Annotated in this window: 19 protein-coding genes; 9 read left to right on the top strand and 10 right to left on the bottom strand. The window is 54.3% G+C overall.

Annotated elements, in window-relative coordinates; genetic code table 11:
• Positions 1-28: 28 nt before the first annotated feature.
• From G6Q15_RS02885 to G6Q15_RS02875, 3 genes are all read left to right on the top strand, one after another.
• Positions 29-1897, top strand: a complete 1869-nt coding sequence (locus tag G6Q15_RS02885; RefSeq protein WP_164115463.1) for a DUF885 domain-containing protein — start codon at positions 29-31, stop codon at positions 1895-1897.
• Positions 1890-3053: an acetylornithine deacetylase gene (gene argE / locus G6Q15_RS02880; protein WP_164115461.1), complete on the top strand. Its 1164-nt coding sequence runs from the start codon at positions 1890-1892 to the stop codon at positions 3051-3053. Before G6Q15_RS02885 ends, argE begins: the two co-directional genes overlap by 8 nt.
• 115 nt (positions 3054-3168) lie before the next feature.
• Positions 3169-4734: a DUF1570 domain-containing protein gene (locus G6Q15_RS02875; protein ID WP_164115459.1), complete on the top strand. Its 1566-nt coding sequence runs from the start codon at positions 3169-3171 to the stop codon at positions 4732-4734.
• 6 nt (positions 4735-4740) lie between these two features.
• Here G6Q15_RS02875 and G6Q15_RS02870 read toward each other — a convergent pair whose 3' ends face one another.
• Positions 4741-4959, bottom strand: a complete 219-nt coding sequence (locus G6Q15_RS02870; protein WP_164115110.1) for a hypothetical protein — start codon at positions 4957-4959, stop codon at positions 4741-4743.
• 55 nt (positions 4960-5014) lie between these two features.
• Between G6Q15_RS02870 and G6Q15_RS02865 the strand changes: the two genes are divergently transcribed.
• Positions 5015-5956 (top strand): fatty acid desaturase family protein, encoded by a 942-nt coding sequence (locus G6Q15_RS02865; protein WP_164115457.1) that lies wholly within the window; start codon positions 5015-5017, stop codon positions 5954-5956.
• A 4-nt stretch (positions 5957-5960) separates the two neighbouring features.
• Here the strand turns inward: G6Q15_RS02865 and G6Q15_RS02860 are convergent, their stop codons facing one another.
• Both G6Q15_RS02860 and G6Q15_RS02855 read right to left on the bottom strand, forming a co-directional pair.
• The gene (locus G6Q15_RS02860; RefSeq protein WP_164115455.1) at positions 5961-6644 is read right to left on the bottom strand and encodes a cupin domain-containing protein; all 684 of its coding nucleotides are present in this window, start codon (positions 6642-6644) and stop codon (positions 5961-5963) included.
• A gap of 13 nt (positions 6645-6657) precedes the next feature.
• Positions 6658-7278 (bottom strand): glutathione S-transferase, encoded by a 621-nt coding sequence (locus G6Q15_RS02855; protein WP_164115453.1) that lies wholly within the window; start codon positions 7276-7278, stop codon positions 6658-6660.
• Between the two features lie 90 nt (positions 7279-7368).
• Between G6Q15_RS02855 and G6Q15_RS02850 the strand changes: the two genes are divergently transcribed.
• A complete protein-coding gene (locus tag G6Q15_RS02850) occupies positions 7369-7935 on the top strand; it encodes a TetR/AcrR family transcriptional regulator (protein WP_164115451.1) in 567 nt (188 codons plus the stop codon).
• The gene (locus G6Q15_RS02845) at positions 7932-8852 is read left to right on the top strand and encodes a YeeE/YedE thiosulfate transporter family protein (protein ID WP_164115449.1); all 921 of its coding nucleotides are present in this window, start codon (positions 7932-7934) and stop codon (positions 8850-8852) included. The genes G6Q15_RS02850 and G6Q15_RS02845 overlap by 4 nt, the downstream gene beginning before the upstream one ends.
• Positions 8853-8857: 5 nt before the next feature.
• On the opposite strand, the gene G6Q15_RS02840 is transcribed toward G6Q15_RS02845, so the two are convergent.
• Positions 8858-10450, bottom strand: a complete 1593-nt coding sequence (locus G6Q15_RS02840; protein WP_164115446.1) for a lysine--tRNA ligase — start codon at positions 10448-10450, stop codon at positions 8858-8860.
• Between the two features lie 121 nt (positions 10451-10571).
• Here G6Q15_RS02840 and G6Q15_RS02835 point away from each other — a divergent pair, with 121 nt between their 5' ends.
• Together G6Q15_RS02835 and G6Q15_RS02830 are read left to right on the top strand one after the other, a co-directional pair.
• Positions 10572-13361 carry an ATP-dependent DNA helicase gene (locus G6Q15_RS02835; protein WP_164115841.1) on the top strand — a complete coding sequence of 930 codons (2790 nt, stop codon included), beginning with the start codon at positions 10572-10574 and terminating at the stop codon, positions 13359-13361.
• Positions 13362-13370: 9 nt separating this feature from the next.
• Positions 13371-13937 carry a histidine phosphatase family protein gene (locus G6Q15_RS02830; protein WP_345940285.1) on the top strand — a complete coding sequence of 189 codons (567 nt, stop codon included), beginning with the start codon at positions 13371-13373 and terminating at the stop codon, positions 13935-13937.
• Positions 13938-13940: 3 nt separating this feature from the next.
• Here the strand turns inward: G6Q15_RS02830 and G6Q15_RS02825 are convergent, their stop codons facing one another.
• The 5 genes from G6Q15_RS02825 to rpmF form a co-directional block, all read right to left on the bottom strand.
• Positions 13941-14315 carry a MerR family transcriptional regulator gene (locus G6Q15_RS02825; RefSeq protein ID WP_164115444.1) on the bottom strand — a complete coding sequence of 125 codons (375 nt, stop codon included), beginning with the start codon at positions 14313-14315 and terminating at the stop codon, positions 13941-13943.
• Positions 14316-14378: 63 nt separating this feature from the next.
• The gene (locus tag G6Q15_RS02820) at positions 14379-14678 is read right to left on the bottom strand and encodes an integration host factor subunit alpha (RefSeq protein ID WP_164115442.1); all 300 of its coding nucleotides are present in this window, start codon (positions 14676-14678) and stop codon (positions 14379-14381) included.
• 191 nt (positions 14679-14869) lie between these two features.
• Positions 14870-15838 (bottom strand): beta-ketoacyl-ACP synthase III, encoded by a 969-nt coding sequence (locus tag G6Q15_RS02815; RefSeq protein ID WP_164115440.1) that lies wholly within the window; start codon positions 15836-15838, stop codon positions 14870-14872.
• Positions 15835-16890: a phosphate acyltransferase PlsX gene (gene plsX, locus G6Q15_RS02810; protein WP_164115438.1), complete on the bottom strand. Its 1056-nt coding sequence runs from the start codon at positions 16888-16890 to the stop codon at positions 15835-15837. Before plsX ends, G6Q15_RS02815 begins: the two co-directional genes overlap by 4 nt.
• A gap of 182 nt (positions 16891-17072) precedes the next feature.
• The gene (rpmF, locus tag G6Q15_RS02805) at positions 17073-17252 is read right to left on the bottom strand and encodes a 50S ribosomal protein L32 (RefSeq protein ID WP_164115436.1); all 180 of its coding nucleotides are present in this window, start codon (positions 17250-17252) and stop codon (positions 17073-17075) included.
• 237 nt (positions 17253-17489) lie between these two features.
• On the opposite strand from rpmF, the gene G6Q15_RS02800 reads away from it, so the two are divergent.
• The gene (locus tag G6Q15_RS02800) at positions 17490-17885 is read left to right on the top strand and encodes an MAPEG family protein (RefSeq protein WP_164115434.1); all 396 of its coding nucleotides are present in this window, start codon (positions 17490-17492) and stop codon (positions 17883-17885) included.
• A 65-nt stretch (positions 17886-17950) separates the two neighbouring features.
• On the opposite strand, the gene G6Q15_RS02795 is transcribed toward G6Q15_RS02800, so the two are convergent.
• Positions 17951-18655 carry an MBL fold metallo-hydrolase gene (locus tag G6Q15_RS02795; RefSeq protein WP_240330714.1) on the bottom strand — a complete coding sequence of 235 codons (705 nt, stop codon included), beginning with the start codon at positions 18653-18655 and terminating at the stop codon, positions 17951-17953.
• Positions 18656-18713 lie beyond the last annotated feature (58 nt).

Raw genomic sequence — 18713 nt, 5'->3', positions numbered from 1 at the left:
CAGCCAATAGTATTGAGGATCCAAACCCATGACCACCCGTATTCTTCTGCTCGCTTCGGCGGCAACCCTGTCGCTTACAGGCTGTGCGTCCAGCGATGCGAAAACAGCCAGTTCACCAACGCAGCAGAAAAGCGCAAGCGATGACGTGACCGTCAAGATCCAGAGCGAGGGTGAAAGGCTGCGTGAATTGTTCGCTGCAAGCGATGAAGCAAGCCTGAAGCGTAACCCACTCACCGCATTGTTTCGCGGCGACATGCGCTATGCAGGTCAGTTTGGCGACTATATCACCGACGCTTACATGGATGGAGAACGCGCGGCAGCCAAATCTGATCTTGATGCACTCATGCAGATTGACCGTAGCAAACTGGGCTCTGTCGATGCGATTGCCTATGACGTGTTCAAACGCAATACCGAAAACACACTCAAGGGACTGACGCCAGAGATACTGGCACTCACCAATCCGCGCCCCATCAATCACTTTTCGGGCTTTCATACATTTTATCCGACATTTGCAAATGGCAGCAGCGGCGCGCCTTTCAATACGCTTGAGGACTACGAGAACAATCTGAAACGCCATTCCGGTTTTGTGACTCTGCTCGACCGTTCTATCGGCCGTTTCCGTGAAGGCATGACCAGTGGTGTCGTTGAAACAAAGCTCACCATTAATAACGTGATCGAGCAACTTGCCACCCAGCTGGCGCTGCCGACCGAAGAATCCGCGTTTTACGGTCCAATCAAAAAGTTTCCTGAAGGTATAGACGAAGCAAAGCAGGCGGAGCTCGCCGCGCGGTATAAAACCGTAATCGAAAATGACATCTATCCTGCCTATCAGCGGCTGCATGATTTCCTCAAAAACGAATATCTGCCAGTGGCACGTGAGGAAGTTGGTCTGTCTTCGATGAAGGGCGGCGATACCATGTACCGTTTCCTGATTGAGGGGACGACGACATTGCCGCTGGATCCTGCTGAAGTGCATGAGCTGGGCCTGAGCGAAGTCGCGCGCATCAAGGGTGAGATGGAAGGTATCAAGAAAGAGGTTGGCTTTGATGGCACATTGGCTGAATTTTTCACCTTCATCCGCACTGACCCGCAATTCCATCCGGAATCACGTGAGGCGTTGACACAGGGTTATTATGACATCGGCAAGCAGGTCGATAAGGTGATTGATACGCAGTTCAAGGTGCTGCCGAAATCGCCGCTTGAAATCCGACCTTATGACAAGTCGATTGAAAAATTCCAGGCCGGCGGTTCATATAGCAGCGGCACGGCGGACGGCTCACGGCCGGGTATATTTTATTTTAATGCTTATGACCTGCCTTCGCGCAATACATCGGGTATGACCACGCTCTATCTGCACGAAGGTGCGCCGGGGCACCATTTCCAGATTTCGCTGGCACAGGAAAATGACGCATTACCCAATTTCATGCGCTATGGCGGCAACACCGCTTATGTAGAAGGCTGGGCACTTTATTCCGAGAAACTGGGTTTCCCCATGGGGCTATTCAAGGATCCATACCAGCGTTTTGGCCATCTCGATGACGAAATGCTGCGTGCGATGCGGCTGGTGGTCGATACTGGTCTACACTCTAAAGCATGGAGCCGCGAAAAAGCGATTAAGTATATGCTCGACAACAGCTCAATGGGCGAAACCGACGCCACCGCCGAAGTTGAGCGTTATATCGCCATCCCTTCACAGGCACTGGCATATAAAATCGGCGCGCTTACCATTCAGCGGCTCAAAGACAGGGCGAAAACACGGCTAGGCCCCCGGTTCGATCCGCGTGAATTCCATGATGAAGTGCTGAACACCGGCGCATTACCGATGACTGTGCTTGAATCTAAAATTGACCGCTGGATCGACGGCAAACTCAGGATGATGCAGCAGCCAGGTGGATAAACTGCACCAGACCGCACTATCGATATTCGAAACTCTGGTTGGTTTCGATACAACATCGCGCAAAAGCAATCTTGACCTGATAAAATGGGTTGAGAGCTATTTGCGCGACCACGGCGTTGATGCGGTACGCGTTGCAAATGCGGATGGCAGCAAAGCCAATCTCTATGCCACTGCCGGACCGAATGTGCCAGGCGGCATCATTCTGTCCGGACATAGTGACGTCGTGCCAGTGGATGGCCAGGACTGGTCAAGCTACCCCTTTACGCTAACCACGCGTGGTGACAGATATTTCGGGCGCGGCACATGCGATATGAAGGGATTTATCGCCCTCGCGCTCGCGGCGGTTCCGTTATTTAAGAATGGCGCAAAGCCCGTTCATATCGCCATCAGCTATGATGAAGAAGTCGGCTGCCTTGGCGCGCCGGACATGATTGCCGATATGGCGGCGAATCTGCCCGAACCCGCCCTCGCCATCATCGGTGAACCGACAAATATGCACGTCATTACCGGGCATAAGGGCATTATGGTGCATAAGGTCGAAATCATCGGTCATGAAGCGCATAGTAGCCTCACCCATATGGGTATTTCCGCCAATATGATTGCCGCGGACCTGATGCACGACCTGAATGTATTGGCACGTCGGTTATGGGAAAATAGCGACCCTGAATCGCCATTCGTCCCGCCGCATGCCACACTGACCATTGGCACGATGCAGGGTGGAACAGCCGCCAATATTCTTGCCAGACATGCAGAGTTCATGTTCGATCTTCGCTGCCCGCCAAATGTGGATGGCGAAGCAGTGTTGAAACCATTCAAGGAAAAGATCACGGCGCTTGACGGCCAACTTCGGGAGGCTTTTCCAAGTTGCGGTGTGCAGCTCACACGGCTTGCAAACGCTCCGCCGCTCACCCCGCAAAACAGCGGTGAAGCAGAAGCCTTTGTCCGCAAACTGACAGGCGATAATAATCCCGCAGGCGCAGTGGCCTATGCTGCCGAAGCCGGACAGTTCCAGCAGGCAGGTTTCCCCACCGTGATATGTGGCCCCGGTTCGATCGAACAGGCGCATCAGGCGGATGAGTATATTCTTGTCGATCAATTCGCACGCGGCGCGGCGCTTATGGAGAGGCTGGCGCTTGCGCTAAACCAAAAAGAATAATGGCCATAAACTCATATGGGATCTGTAGCGCAAGAACGTAAAAACTTAAGCCAAAGATTTACTTTTCGGAACAAATCCTGATGATGTGTGATCTGGAAGTTTATGGGGAGTTATAATGATTCGTTTACTGTTAGCCATCGTGATGCTGTTAGCGTTGCCGCAAGCTGCGCACGCAGAATGGTCAAAAGCAAGTAGTGACCACTTTATCGTCTACGCTGATCAATCCGAAAATGATTTACGCGAATTCACCGAGCGCCTTGAAAAATATCACAGCGCTCTAAAAGCGAATTTTGCCAGCAAACGAGGAATTCCTAGCCCATCCAATCGTGTAACAATCTTTGTTGTCGAAAACCTCTATGAAGTACGCAAACTGTCAGGCAACGTAAATTCTGCAGTAGCGGGTTTTTATATTCCGCGCGCAACCGGTGCTGTGGCCTATATTCCGAAAGTGAAAATACGCAGCATCGAGCAGGATTTTTCAGAAACGGTCCTGCTGCATGAATATACGCACCATTACATGTTTTTGGCGGCCCAGCGCGCCTACCCCCTCTGGTTTACTGAAGGCTTTGCCGAATATTACGCCACCGCAAAATTCGAAAGAGATGGCACTGTCGGTCTTGGCTATCCTGCCAAGCACCGCGAAAACGAAATTCGCTATGCGAAAAAAGTACCGTTCAAGCTCATGCTCGACACAAAGGCATATGTGGAAAGCAAGAAGAACAGTTCAGTTTATGACAGGTTTTACGGACAAAGCTGGGCGCTCTACCATTATCTGCAATTTTCCCCGAATCGGCAGGGACAACTGGCAAAATATTTTGAGGAGTTAATAACCGGCAAGGGTGAACTGGAATCGGCAAAAGCTGCCTTTGGTGATCTCAAGAAGCTGGAGCGTGAAGTTGACAGATACTTGCGCAGTGGCCGCATGAGCTATGCAAAAGTGCCTGCGGATAAATTGAAAATTGGTGATATCGATATACGCAAACTTAATGACGGCGAAGCTGCGATTATGCCAGTTGTGATGATTTCCAAGCGCGGTGTCGATAAAAAACAGGCAGAAGAAGTTTTACAGGACGCGCGCAAAGTCGCTGCTCGATACCCCGGTAACGCCACTGTCCTGAACGCACTTTCCGAAGCAGAGTTTGATGCCGGAAATGATGCGCTGGCCATTGCCGCCGCCGACAAGGCTATTGCATTGGATGGTTCGCAAATGAATGCATATGTCCAGAAGGCGAATTCTTATTTGCGACTTGCTGAAAAAGCGAAGGATGAAGAAGGTGATGCCAATCCGGAAACATATCTTCTCGCTGCGCGGGAAGTTGCATTGGCAGCAAACAAGGTTGAAAATAACTACCCTGTACCCCTGATCCAGTATTTCCAGACATATAAAGAGACTGGAACTACTCCGCCTGCAGCAGCCGTGACAGGTCTGGAGTGGGCGCTGGAACTTGCCCCGTTCGATAGTGCTTTGAGATTGCAGGTCGCCCGGCAGCAGCTAGAGGAAAAACGCTATCCCGATGCGGTCTATACGCTCCTGCCACTGGCATATAGTGCGCATGGCGATGACAAACAGATCAAAAAAGCCAACCAGTATCTCGATGTGGCGACATCAAAAGGCGAAGTGCCAATGCCGCCGGAAGAGGATGAAGATGATGAGAAAGAGGAAAAAGAAGCAGATACCTGAAAAAGATCAATTCGCACGCAGCGCGGCATTTATGAAGCGATTGGCGGAGGAGTTGAAATAGGTATTGTTCAATCGGGCTGTGATCATTGAGGATATCATCTTCGGTTGACTGCGCCCATTAAAGCGCAGGCGATAAATCGGTTTAGGCAACCCGAAGCCTTCCCCTTCCAGCACATTTTTAACGGCACGGATGATGGCAGCTGTGTGCCCTGTAAAAATCCGCATTTTACCTCACGGCCTTATACGCCTATAACAAGACCATGACAAAGCAGATGCATCCATGCCAGCGGTAAAAGCCGCCAGACCGACCGACGTGTTCGCGCGCGGTGAATGGGCCGCGCTGACGAATGTTTCACGCTGGAAGGGCACTGCGCTCGTCATACATGCTTGGGCGGTTATTTTTGCCGCGATTGCATTTGCCGTATGGATGAGTCACTGGCTGGCCTGGATTGCGGCAATTATCATCATTGGCGGCCGGCAACTGGGGCTGGCCATACTCATGCACGACGCAGCGCATGGCCATATGCACCCGAAACGCAGGATCAATAATTTTCTGGGCCAATGGCTGACGGGCGTGCCGGTGGGCACGGACCTGCATGCCTATCGCACCTACCACCTTACCCACCATCGCTATACGCAGCAGCCGGAGGATCCCGACCTGGGTCTATCCGCGCCATTCCCGGTGACACGCTCCAGCATGATACGCAAGGTGTTACGCGACCTGACCGGTCTCACATTCCTGAAACAGCGGGGCGCGCAGATGCTGATGGCGCTAAAGGGTATTTCACCGGGCGCAAAGGAACAGAATGTCTTTATCGGCAAAACCTTTCTGAAATTCCTTGCTGCGCAGCTGGTGCTGCTTACGCTGTCCTTTGCAAGTGGTTATGGGGCACTTCCCTATCTGCTCTGGCTAGGATCGCTCGCCACCACATTCCAGTTGTTCCTGCGTATCCGCAATATTGCCGAACATGCCTGTACCGAAACCGGCAGCGAAGACCCATTCAGCCATGCCCGCACGACGCGCGCTGGTCCATTGGCGCAGACCATGGTTGCGCCCTATTGGGTAAATTATCACAGCGAACATCACCTGTTTATGGGCGTACCTTGTTACAACCTGAAAACCGCACACCGGATGCTGGGTGAAAAGGATAGACATAAGGATATGATTATCGCGCCGGGATATGCCGCGGTGCTGCGTGAAGTGACGGTAAAACCTTCTTAGGCAGTTACCTACCTGCCCACTTCCCCAACACATCTGCACTTAAATGTCCCGTTTTTGTCCAGGTGAGAGCGCCATCTTTCGAATAAGGCGCATGCTGCGAACCATCGCCGTGGCGGATCCAGGTTCCCGCCGGATAATCACCGTCCTCATCTGATAACGTGCCTTTAAGCACATAGACTTCCGACCCGCCCGGGTGGATATGTTCGGGGAAGCTGCTGCCCGCGGCCCAGCGCACCATTTTAACCTGTTCGGGCCCATGATGGTGCAGCCACGCAAAATCGACACCCGGTACGCCGCCATTTTCAAATTTCATATCGTCCCAATGGACGAAAAACTGGCGCGTATCATTGTGTGCAAACTGGTGCAGCTTCACCAATATGGTGCAGCCATCCCTGCTGAACGGTTTGTGCGCCGTACCAATCGGGTTGCGCACATAGGTGCCTGCCGGATAATCACCATGTTCGTCTGAAAACACGCCATCCAGCACCAGAAACTCTTCGCCGCCGCCATGAGTATGCGGGTCAAAATAACTGCCTGCAGCATAACGGACTATTGTGGTGGCCCGTGCCACTTCCCCGCCAATCCGGTCGAACATCTGCCGCTCCACACCGGGCAGCGGCGAAGGGACCCAGTCGACATCACCCGGACGAACAACGGCTTGCTTTGAAAAATCTGCATTGATACGCATACTGAAATAGTCCTTAGCCGCCAATACTCGGCCTTGCTTCCATTCTGAAGCGCCAGGATGCAAGGTTTTTATGTGCCTGCGGGGTTTCAATGCCCACAAAATCGGCAAAGGACAATCCGGCAAAAGCAGTGATATCAGCAACAGAAAATTCATCCCCAGCCAGATAATCCTGACCCGCCAGCACATCATCCAGATATCCCATTGTGGCCACAGCCCGCTTCTTTTGCTGATTGCCCCATTCGGCATTTTGATACCCTTCAATATCGGGACCCAGACCATCCGTCGCATGGTGAAAATATGCACCCACAGCATCTAGAAGACCCGCCTCCGCACGGCGCTGCATCATCGCAATTCGGCCGCGTTTTTCAGGTGACGTTCCCGTCAGGACAGGCGCCCCATCCAGATGGTCCAAATATTCGGTAATCGCGCTGCATTCCGAAATGCATGTGCCATCGTACAGTTCCAGTACCGGCACAGCAGCGGACGGGTTTTTGGCAAGAAATTCCGGTTTCTTATGCTCGCCACCCGGTACGTTTATGGACACAAATTCCACATCATCAAACAACCCCTTTTCTTTTAGGGCAATACGAACACGGGCAGGATTCGGGAAACCTTCAAAATCATATATCTTCATAGGGACAGCCTTTCATAATTTACCTATCTACTGATAGATAGATATTGCAATACAGACTGGCCGTCAACACCTATCTTGTGATAGGCAAACATGATGAATAAAACCGTTTCCCGTAAACCGATGCGAGAGCAGATACTTGATATGGCCGAAAACGGCTATCGTCAGGGCGGATATGCTGCGCTGAGCTACCGCGATATTGCGGCCTTGCTGGGCATAAAAAGTGCCTCCGTACATTACCATTTTGCGCACAAGGAAGATTTGGGGCAAGCCGTTGTGGAGCGCTACACGAACAATTTTCTGGCGGGCCTTGGCGCCCCGGACACGCACGATGAAAACCCTCTGCAAAGGTTGGAACGGCTCACGATAGCCTATCAAAATGCTTATCAGGATTCAGGCAGTAGCTGCCTGTGCGCTGTCATGGGCGCAGTAAGCAGTGAATTGCCAAAGCAGGTACAGACTGCTGTTTCGCTTTTCTTTCAGCGATTGCTGAATTGGACGGACCGGGCATTGGGGCATGGCAAAGCAAACGCAATTTCACCTGCGCATATTATTTCCGCGTTGCAGGGCGCAATGATCATGTCTGTGGCCACTGGCGATGCAAAACATCTTGACCGGATTGCAGAGGAATTACTCACTGCAGCACGTGAACGCGGATGACATCATTCGCCATTATCCCACTCGCTTTCATACTCGGCTTTGCGCTTGCCCGCGCCGCGACATGCACCGTTGCCGCCACCGGCCGGCTGGTGATCGCAGGCAAATGGGACTGGATGTTCGGATTGCTGGTGGTTCCCGGATGGGCAGGCCTAACGCTATTTGCGCTTGTGCAGACCACGGATGGTACTGCAAACCTGCCAGTTGATCTGGTGATGGGGTGGCAGATGGTGGTTGCGGCGATTTTGATGGGTATTGGTGCTTTCCTGAACCGCGCCTGTTTTGTGGGAACAGTCAGCAAAATTGGCACGGGGGATTTCGCCTATTTGCTGACTTTTGCCGGACTGGCACTCGCGATGTGGATCGGACATGGCATGGCGTTTATGGACAACGTTACGGTAACACAAGCCAATGCGCCGATATTGCAAGACAGCGGCCGTATTGCGGCCTATCTGGTATTCGCCGTGCTGGCCGCGATCAGCCTATACAGGATGGTAAAAGACCGAAACCGCGCAATGATGGCGCTGTGTACAGTCGGGATCAGCGCCGCATTGATTTTCGGTTCCAGTGATAATTGGGGCTATACTCAGGTGATGGACAATCTGGTCAACGGCGCAGGGTTGTCGTCAGGCATGGCGCTCGAGCTCAGTATATTTGCACTGTTCGGCGGCGCGATAGTCAGTTCCGCCCTGCGCGATCGTTTTCGCCCGCATTTCAGCAATATGCGGCTGGCATCGATGAACTTCATCGGCGGTTTCCTGATGGGTGTCGGCGCGCTGGCGGTACCGGGCGGCAATGATCTGCTGCTGCTCTGGACAATTCCCGGCCTCGCGATATATGGCGTGGCTGCCTATCTGGTCATGATCGCAACCATAGCCGCGATCATGTGGACGATGCGGCGGCGGGGCAGTCACGCCTGACAGAGCTAACCCAAGGCCTCGGCAATAAGCTTGCGCGTATTACTGACACCATAGAGCGAGATAAAACTGCCCATGCGTGGCCCCTGCGAGCTGCCCAGAAGTGTTTCATAAAGCGCCGTGAACCAATCGCGCAGATTGTCGAATCCGCCCTCTTTACCAATCGTATAGACAATGGTCTGGATATCTTCAGCTACCGCTTCAGTGGACAAACCCGCCAATTCACTGTCCAGTCGTTGTAGTGCCGCCACTTCGATACCTTCCGGCTTGCGGCGATTTAGCGTGGGCGCGATAAAATCGCGGTGATACGCCATGGCATTGTCAATCAACTCATCCAGGTCAGGATATTTATCCGCCGTGGCATCGGGTGCATACTGACGCAAATAGCTCCAAACCTGCTCTTTATTGGCTTCACCCATAACACCAACAAGGTTTAATAAAAGTCCATATGTAACCGGAATGGTGTTTGCGGGTACATTGCCGCCATGCACGTGGTGTACCGGATTACCGAGTTTTTTGTCGATTTCCTGTTCGTGCCAATTGGTACGGAACTGAAAATACTCATCCACGGCACGCGGGATCACACCCATGTGCAGCTGCTTTGCTGATTTGGGTTCGCGGTAGATATAAAATGCCAGGCTGTTCTGCGATCCATATTCCAGCCACTCATCGAGGCTAAGGCCATTGCCTTTGGATTTGGAAATCTTCTCACCTTTTTCATCGAGGAACATTTCATAAATCAGACCTTCGGGCTTGCGCGCGCCGAGCACCTTGGCAATCTTGCCAGACTGAACGCCGCTGTCGGTCAGGTCCTTGCCATACATTTCATAATCCACGCCCAGCGCAACCCAGCGCATCGCCCAGTCGACTTTCCACTGCAGCTTTGCGCCGCCCGACAGCACACTTTGTTCGACCGTGTCGCCATCATCTTCAAAGCGCACTAAACCTGAATCAGCGTCAACGACTTCAACCGGTACCTGCAGGACATGACCCGTTTTCGGGCTGACCGGCATGACCGGCGAATAAGTCGCCTGCCGCTCTTTACCCAGTGTCGGCAGCATGATGTCCATAATCTGGCCATAACGCGCCAGTACCAGTTTCAGCGTCTTGTCAAATGCGCCGCCTTGATACTGCTCGGTCGAGGACATGAACTCATAGTCAAAACCATAACGATCAAGAAAATTGCGCAGCATCGCATTATTGTGATGCGCGAAACTTTCATATTTCTCATACGGATCGGGCACCTGTGTAAGCGGCTTGTGCAGATGCTCAGCGAGCATATCCTGATTGGGGACATTGCCCGGCACTTTGCGGAAACCGTCCATATCATCCGAAAAGGCAATCAGCCGCGTGGGATTGCCGGTCAGCGTTTCATAGGCACGGCGCACCATGGTGGTGCGCAGCACTTCATTGAACGTCCCGATATGCGGGAGGCCCGAGGGGCCATAACCGGTTTCAAACAGCATTGGTGCGATGCCGCCATCTCCATCCGGTTTGGGCACAGGTTTGCCGCGTTCACCGCGATAGCGTTTGGCAAGCTTGCGAGCTTCCTCAAACGGCCATGCTTTCGAATTTTCGGCGGCTTCCCTGTAATCGGTCACTTTGCCTGTTTCCTTTTCGTTCTTGTGTGTTATCTTTTAATCGCCTCACGGCGATAAGTCGGGAGCGGGCCGGTACCGCAACGTGAGCGAGAGCGAACCAAAAAGACTCAAGGACCCACTCATCACCACACCTCCTTCCCTAAACTTTCCTGCGTTGCATGCAAGCCATAGTGGTATCTGGCTGACGGACGGCGATGGACGCGTGAAGGCAATATCCAAGGGGGAAGCCATTGGCCGGGCGGCCGAAACGCCATTGATAGTCATGAATGCCCCGCTGCTGGGACAGCGCCTGGGTTATGGGGAGCTGTCGGGGCTTGATCTGCTGGAGCTGTTCGCATTTGTGCACCCGGCACGGTTTATGGTGCCGACTGCAGCGGGACTGGTAAAGGTCTTGGGCATTGATTTTGGCGCAGCAGACGAAATTGAAGAACATGATATTCCGCTTATCTATCAGGCGGCGGCGCACAAGCTTCTCGCCACGCTCGCTGACCCCGCATGGCCGGAGCGGGAGGGCGCGTGGGACAGCGCTCAGGCATTGTCCCGGCTGCGCTGGCCATGGGCGGGAACCGTTGCGCAGCATCTGAAAAAACCGGAAAGGCCCGAGCGCTGGCTGTTCTCCCGCCTGCCTGAATGGGAAGAAGTTCCGCCCCGCACGGCCCCGCGCAGTATCGAATTGGACAACACCGATGTCACCGCACACCTGGACCATCTGACCGGCGAAGGTGCAGAACGGCGGCAAGGCCAGCGCGACTATGCTGAGGCAGCAATGCAGGTGTTTGCGCCGCGCGCATCTGATAAATCTCCCCACATGCTGCTCGCTGAAGCAGGCACAGGCATTGGCAAAACGCTCGGCTATCTTGCTCCTGCTTCGCTCTGGGCGCATTCAGCGGGCGGAGCGGTATGGGTGTCAACCTATACCAAGGCGTTGCAGCGCCAGCTTTCTCAAGAAACGGAACGGATTTACCCAAATCCTGATACTTTCAAAAAGCGTGTTGTCGTGCGCAAGGGCCGCGAAAACTATCTTTGCCTGCTCAATCTGGAAGATGCCCTGCAGGGCGGCTTTGCCGGGCGACCAGCCATACTTGCCCATCTGGTGGCGCGCTGGGCTGCCTATAGCCGCGATGGCGACATGATTGGCGGCGATCTGCCCGGATGGCTCACCACATTATTTCGCCAACGCGGTGTTGCGGCGCTGACCGACCGGCGCGGTGAATGCGTTTACGCCGGCTGTCCGCATTACCGCAAATGTTTTATTGAGCACGCCGCCCGCGCCAGCCTGGATGCCGATATCGTGATCGCCAATCATGCACTGGTGATGGTCAATGCAGCCAGAGGCCGTGAACAGAACGGCCGCCCTACACGGATCGTTTTTGATGAAGGCCATCACCTGTTCGATGCGGCGGATTCGATGTTCTCTGCCGCGCTTACCGGGCAGGAAACCATTGAGGTGCGCCGTTGGATTATGGGACCGGAAGGCAAATCGAAAGGGCGCAGGCGCGGGCTCGCTGCACGGCTTGCCGACGTTGGCAGCTATGACGAGGAAGGCGGCAAAGCGATAGAAGCCGCACGCAAAGCCGCCGAAACATTGCCAGGCGAAGGCTGGCTGGGCAGGCTTCAGGAAGGCGCGCCATGGGGACAGGTTGAACAGCTTTTGGGTGCGATCCGTACGCTCGTCTATGCACGCGATGAGAGCGGCGGCGCGGATGCAGGCTATGGCCTGGAAACCGAACTCACCGATCTGGATGGGCCAATTGTCGAACATGCGGCCAAAGCGGCACAGGCGATGGACGCGCTCATAAAACCGCTCATCGTGCTGGGCAAAAGGCTGGAAGCGCTGATTGAAGAAGGCCCTGACTGGATGGATGCGGCAGCACGGGCGCGGATGGACGGCGCGCTGTTTTCACTGGGTTGGCGGATAGATATGCTGGCGGCGTGGCTGTCACTGCTCAGCCGGATCGGTGGACCAGCCGATCCGGATTTTGTCGACTGGATGGCCGTCGAACGCTTTGAAGGCCGTGAATATGATATCGGCCTGCGCCGTCACTGGCTCGACCCGGCACGGCCCGTCGCCGAAACAGTTGTGAAGCCCAGCCATGGTGTCATGGTCACATCGGCTACACTGCGTGACGGACAGAACTGGGCCAGCGCAGAAATACGCAGCGGCGCACGGCATCTTGACCGCGCGGCATCGCATTTTGCGGTCGAAAGCCCCTTTGCCTATCACAGCCAGTCCGAGGTGCTGATCGTCACTGACATCAAGCGCGGCGACATGGCTGGGCTGGCGGGTGCCTATGCGCAGCTGTTTGAAGCGGCGGGCGGCGGCGCTCTGGGCCTGTTCACCGCAATCCGGCGGCTGCGTAGCGTGCATGGCCGCCTTGCCGACCGGTTGGCGGAAGCTGGCCTGCCGCTCTATGCGCAGCATGTCGACCCGATTGACACCGGCACGCTGGTGGATATTTTCCGCGATGACCCGCGTGCCTGTCTGCTCGGCACCGATGCGATGCGTGATGGGGTTGATGTACCTGGCCATTCGCTCCGGCTGGTGGTGATGGAGGGTGTACCATGGCCCAAGCCCAATATCCTGCACCGCGCACGCAAGCTTTATTTTGCTTCTCAGCAACAATTTGTGGATGGAGATGAAACAGTCACTGCGCCATTGAAAACCAGCTCCAACACTTATGACGATATGATTATCCGTGGACGGTTGGCACAGGCATTCGGACGCCTGATCCGCAGCCGCAACGATAACGGCCAGTTTGTGATGCTCAGCGCCGCTTTCCCCTCCCGGCTACTCACAGCGTTTCCTGAAGGCACGCCGATCCGCCGGGTGACGCTTGCGGAGGCTTTACAATCGGTGCGTTCTGGGCTTTCAATGGATGCCAAGCCGTTGGATGATTCCCTTCCGATATAAAGCGCAGACATAAAGGACATCATCATCGCCAAAACACTAACCCTTCTGCGCCATGCCAAGTCCGAATGGGGTGATCGCGGCACCCGTGATTTTGATCGACCGATCAATGCCCGCGGCGAAGCCGGTGCAAAGCTAATTTCGGCATGGATAAGGCGCGAAGAGCTTGAGTTCGATCTGGTGCTGGCCTCACCTGCCACCCGCGTCACACAGACAATCGATCAGTTGGAAAAAAACCTTGATATCGCGCTCAACCCCGAATGGGATCGTCGTATCTACCTGGCTTCTTCAGCGACATTGATGGACGTACTGCGCAGTGTAGAAGGTGATCCCCAGCATGTCATGATGGTGGGGCATAACCCTGGACTTGAAGACTTGATCTTCGACCTTGTTCCCGATGATGGCACGCAGGAACTGCGTGATGTGGTCGAACAGAAATTTCCAACGGCAGCGCTGGCCGTGCTGGAGCTGGATATTGGGAAATGGTCGGATGTCGGTAATGGCAAAGCAGTTTTCACCAAACTCATCCGCCCGCGTGATATGGATGCCTCACTCGGTCCGCAAATGGACCGGCGCTAGCGCTCAGGCTGCCAGCGCTGTAGCAAGCTCTTCACGGATATCACGCAGTTTCTGGATCTTGTCATCGCCCAGTTGCGGCATAGCAGGTGTAAATTCAGACTGTACCGGTGCCGCCACAGTTGGCTCACCCTTGCCGCCACCTGATTGCAGGTATTTGACGGCACCCTTGACTGTATAACCCTGCTCATTGAGCAGCACGTTAATCTGCCTGAGCAGGTCCATGTCTTCCGGTCGGTAATATCGACGTGACCCCGCACGCTTGAGCGGTTCGAGCATAGGAAACTGCTCTTCCCAGTAACGCAGGATATGCGGCTTGACGCCAATTTCGCGCACAGCTTCACCAATGGTGCGCAGCGCATCTTTCGATTTACCAGTCATGTAATTGTTTTAGCGCGAAAAATCCGTAGATGCAAATTTACGGGAAATTTCAGGCCAAGTGATTCAATTACCAGCGATAATCCGGTCTTTCATCATCTGGCTGGCGCGGAATGTCAGCACACGCCGCGGCGTGATCGGCACTTCGACCCCCGTTTTCGGATTACGTCCAATCCGCTCGCCCTTGTCACGCAGCAGAAAAGTACCAAAACCCGAAATTTTGACATTCTCGCCGTTTTCCATGGCGTCTGTCATATGACCAAGAATGGACTCGACCATTTGTGCGGAATCCGCGCGTGACAATCCAACTTGTTGGTTTACAGTATCGGCCAAATCGGCCCGTGTGAGCGTGCCCACTGATCTCATTATATGCCTCCCGAAGTATTAACCGTTTGCTTAACGCAAATCTATCACGATGTAAAATATACAACCCTTATAAATACAGGTTTTCTGCCATATTCATTGTATAAACACGACTTTATCGAAACAAAATTTGCGATTCGTCCTGTTTTGGAACATATATTTAGACTGCTAGTTAACCATAATAGCTCAATGGTTCAATAGCGCGCTATACATGCGCCCCATGTAAATCCGCCGCCCATTGCCTCAAGTACAAGCAGATCGCCTCGCTGTATACGTCCGTCACGAATGGCCGTATCAAGCGCGAGCGGCACCGAAGCAGCAGAAGTATTGGCATGCCTGTCAACGGTCACCACAACCTTTCCCGGGTCCAGCCCAAGCTTGCGCGCCGTGGCGTCAAGTATCCGGGCGTTGGCCTGATGCGGTATGACCCAGTCAATATCAGCAACAGATACACCCGCCTGTTCCAGCGTTTCGTGCATGACTTCGGCCAAATTGACCACGGCGTGGCGGAAAACCTCACGGCCCTTCATGCGTAATTTGCCGACAGTGCGTGTGGTTGACGGGCCGCCATCGACATAAAGCAGGTCATGATGCCGCCCATCAGCATGCATCTGGCAGGCCAATATACCCTCGCCCGCCTCAGCATCATCTTTTGCGCTGAGCACGAGAGCGCCCGCACCATCGCCGAAAAGCACACAGGTAGTCCGGTCATCCCAATCGAGAATACGGCTGAACGTTTCCGCGCCAATCACAAGTGCATTTGTTGCACTGCCGGCACGGATCATGCTGTCGGCCACCTGCATCGCATAGAGAAAACCCGAACAGACTGCCGCCACGTCAAATGCGGTGCAGCCATAATTGCCCAATGCCGCCTGAACCTTTGTCGCAGTGGCAGGAAATGTCTGGTCCGGTGTCGCCGTGGCAAGAATGATAAGGTCGATATCAGCTGCATCCATAGCTGCCGCTTCCAGTGCGTGGCGCGACGCATCGATGGCCAGTGTCGAGGTCAGTTCATCATCCTCGGCAATATGGCGCATCTTTATGCCCGTGCGCTCCTGAATCCATTCATCGGTGGTGTCGACACGCCGGGTCAGTTCTTCATTGGTCACGCATGTGCGCGGCAATGCGGAGCCCGTTCCAGCAATGACCGCGCGCCGGGTCATGTGGGGTCACCGCCATTTCGCACGGCGGTGGCAAGCGAATCTTCGAAGCTCTGTAAATCTTCCGCGATCCGTTCGGTAATGCTTTCTTCGACCAGCCGCGCCGCGACATTGACCGCATTGGCGACACCCTTAGGTGTTGCACTGCCATGGCTTTTGACAACCACGCCATTTAGCCCAAGGAATACCGCACCATTGTGATTATTGGGATCAAGATGATGCCGCAGCAATTCGGTCGCCGGCCGTGAAATAAGGAAACCTATCTTGGATCTGAGCGAGCTCATGAAACTGCGCCTCAGCAGGTCTGTCACAAATCGCGCTGTGCCTTCGAGCGACTTGAGTGCGATATTGCCGGTAAAACCATCGGAGACGATGACATCTGCATCACCATGGGAAAGCTTGTCCGCCTCGGTAAAGCCCCTGAAGTCCATGGGCAGGTTTGGCGCAGCTCGCAAGTTCGCCGCCGCTTCCTGCAAGGGCCCCGTGCCCTTTTGCTCTTCAGTGCCGATATTGAGTAGTTTCACGCGCGGTTTGTCGAAGCCGAAGATAATGCGTGAATAGGCCGCACCCATCACGGCAAACTGCGTCAGGTTGCGTGCATTGCATTCGGTATTGGCACCAAGGTCGAGCATGACCACGTCGGTCTCTTCAAATGTTGGCAGCAATGCGGACAATGCGGGGCGGTCAATACCAGGCATCGTGCGCAGCGCCAGCTTTGACATTGCCATCAGCGCGCCGGTATTCCCCGCACTCACTGCCGCACTCACTTCCCCCTGTTTCACTGCATTGACAGCAAGGCCCATCGAAGAATTTTTGGATTTGCGTAGTGCCTGACTGGGCTTATCCTCACCCAGCACCTGTTCGTCTGTATGTAGGATTTCAGAGGCAGCTTTCAGGCCGGGATGCTCATCCAGGGCTGTCTGGATGCGGGTTTCATCGCCGACGAACAGAAAGCGAAAGCTTTCATGCTCATGACGGGCGAGAGCGGCGCCGGCGACCATTACGCGCACGCCTTCATCGCCGCCCATCGCATCAATCGCGATTCGCGGCTTCATTCCCACCGGTCATTTCCCCTTAAACAAAGTGCGGCAGTTCATTCTGCCGCAGACACAAAGCCTAGCGTATAAACGCCAGATGTAAAAGTCGTAATTATAGTGAGCCGCGAGAGGAAAAGCGCAGGATGGACGACTGTTCCACCCAAGCCTATCGACGCCGCAGATCGCTGTAAATCCGGCTTTTACAAGCCGACAGCTACGACTTCACGGCCGTTATAGTGTCCGCATGCATCGCACAGATTGTGCGGACGCTTCAATTCGCCGCAGTTTGGGCATTCCTGAAATGCCGCAACTTTAAGCGAATCATGTGCCCGGCGCATGCCGCGCTTGGACGGTGAGGTTTTTCTCTTTGGAACAGCCATGACAGCACCTGTATAAAATCAATAAACAACGTATTTCTGCGTATTTAAACCATTGCCTGACCCATGACAAGCTGTGCCCGCTTGGCGGTGCTGGCTCATATCATTTTCGGGGCCTGGCAAAACGTCAAAACGCTTTGCGAACGCGGGCTATAGCGAATTTCACGTGCGTTGCAAGTACGAACGCGCTATTGCGGCAAGAATTTCAACACATAGTGCCAATCACAATAGGGGAAATACATGCCAATTCTACCAATAACACTGACAATGGCAGCCGCTGCCGCGCTTATCAATATCTGGCTCATGGTCCGTGTCGGCAAGGTCCGCACCTCCGAAAAAGTAAGCGTCGGAGATGGCGGTAATGAAACCGTTATCCGCCGCATGCGTGCCCATTCCAATTTTATTGAAAGCGCGCCGCTTGTGCTGATCCTTATCGCCGCACTCGAGTTAGCCGGATGGGGCGGCCTGTGGCTGTGGATAGTCGGCTATACCTATGTGGCAGGCCGGGTCCTGCACGGCCTCGGCATGGATGGTGGCAGCTTCAAATGGGGCCGCTTTGTCGGGACTATCATCACCCTGCTGACCCTGGCGGGCCTTGCGCTCACCGGCATTTATGTGGCCTGGAGCGTGATGTAGGAACCGCAAATATCATGAAGAAAGGGGCGGCGAATTACAATTCGCAGTCCCTTTTTTTAACTCTTCTACCCTGCCCCCAATACGCTATCCGCAACAAAAGCGTTGGTACGGCGTTCATGGCCGAAGTTGCTGGTGGGGCCATGGCCCGGCACGAATGTCGTATCATCGCCCAGCGGCCAGAGTTTCTGCGTGATCGCATCAAGCAGGTCCTGATGGTTACCGCGCGGAAAATCCGTGCGGCCGATCGAACCCTGAAACAACACATCGCCGACAATTGCCAGTTTTGACGGGACGTGGTGAAAAATCACATGGCCGGGCGTATGGCCGGGGCAATGGATTACGTTCAGCGTCAGGTTGCCGACCGTCACCGTATCGCCATCATCCAGCCAACGGTCAGGCTCAAACACTTCGCCCGCGACGCCATATTTCACGCCATCCTCACCCAGACGGTCAATCCAGAACCTGTCTTCTTCATGCGGGCCTTCAATTGGCAGGCCAAGCTCTTTAGCCAGTTTCCCCGCCTCACCGCAATGGTCGATATGGCCGTGCGTGATCAGGATTTTTTCCATCTCCACCCCGGTCTTGGCAATCGCGTCTTTCAGCTTGTGCAGATCGCCGCCCGGATCGACCAGGGCCGCCTTATTGGTCTCAGTGCACCAGAAAAGCGTGCAATTCTGCTGCAACGGTGTAACCGGAATAATCGCAGCCTGTAGCGGCGGCTTTGGAGGATTTTGCGGCGCGGCGCCCATATTGGAAGTGACATTGCTCATGTGCAGCTATGTGGCAAGCGGCGGCGCAGGATGCAAGATGGTAAACCGATTGCATCTG

The organism is Sphingorhabdus sp. Alg239-R122, assembly GCF_900537065.1.
Taxonomy (GTDB): Bacteria; Pseudomonadota; Alphaproteobacteria; order Sphingomonadales; family Sphingomonadaceae; genus Alg239-R122.
Note: the sequence above shows the minus strand (reverse complement) of the source record. Positions and strands in the feature narration are given on the sequence as shown.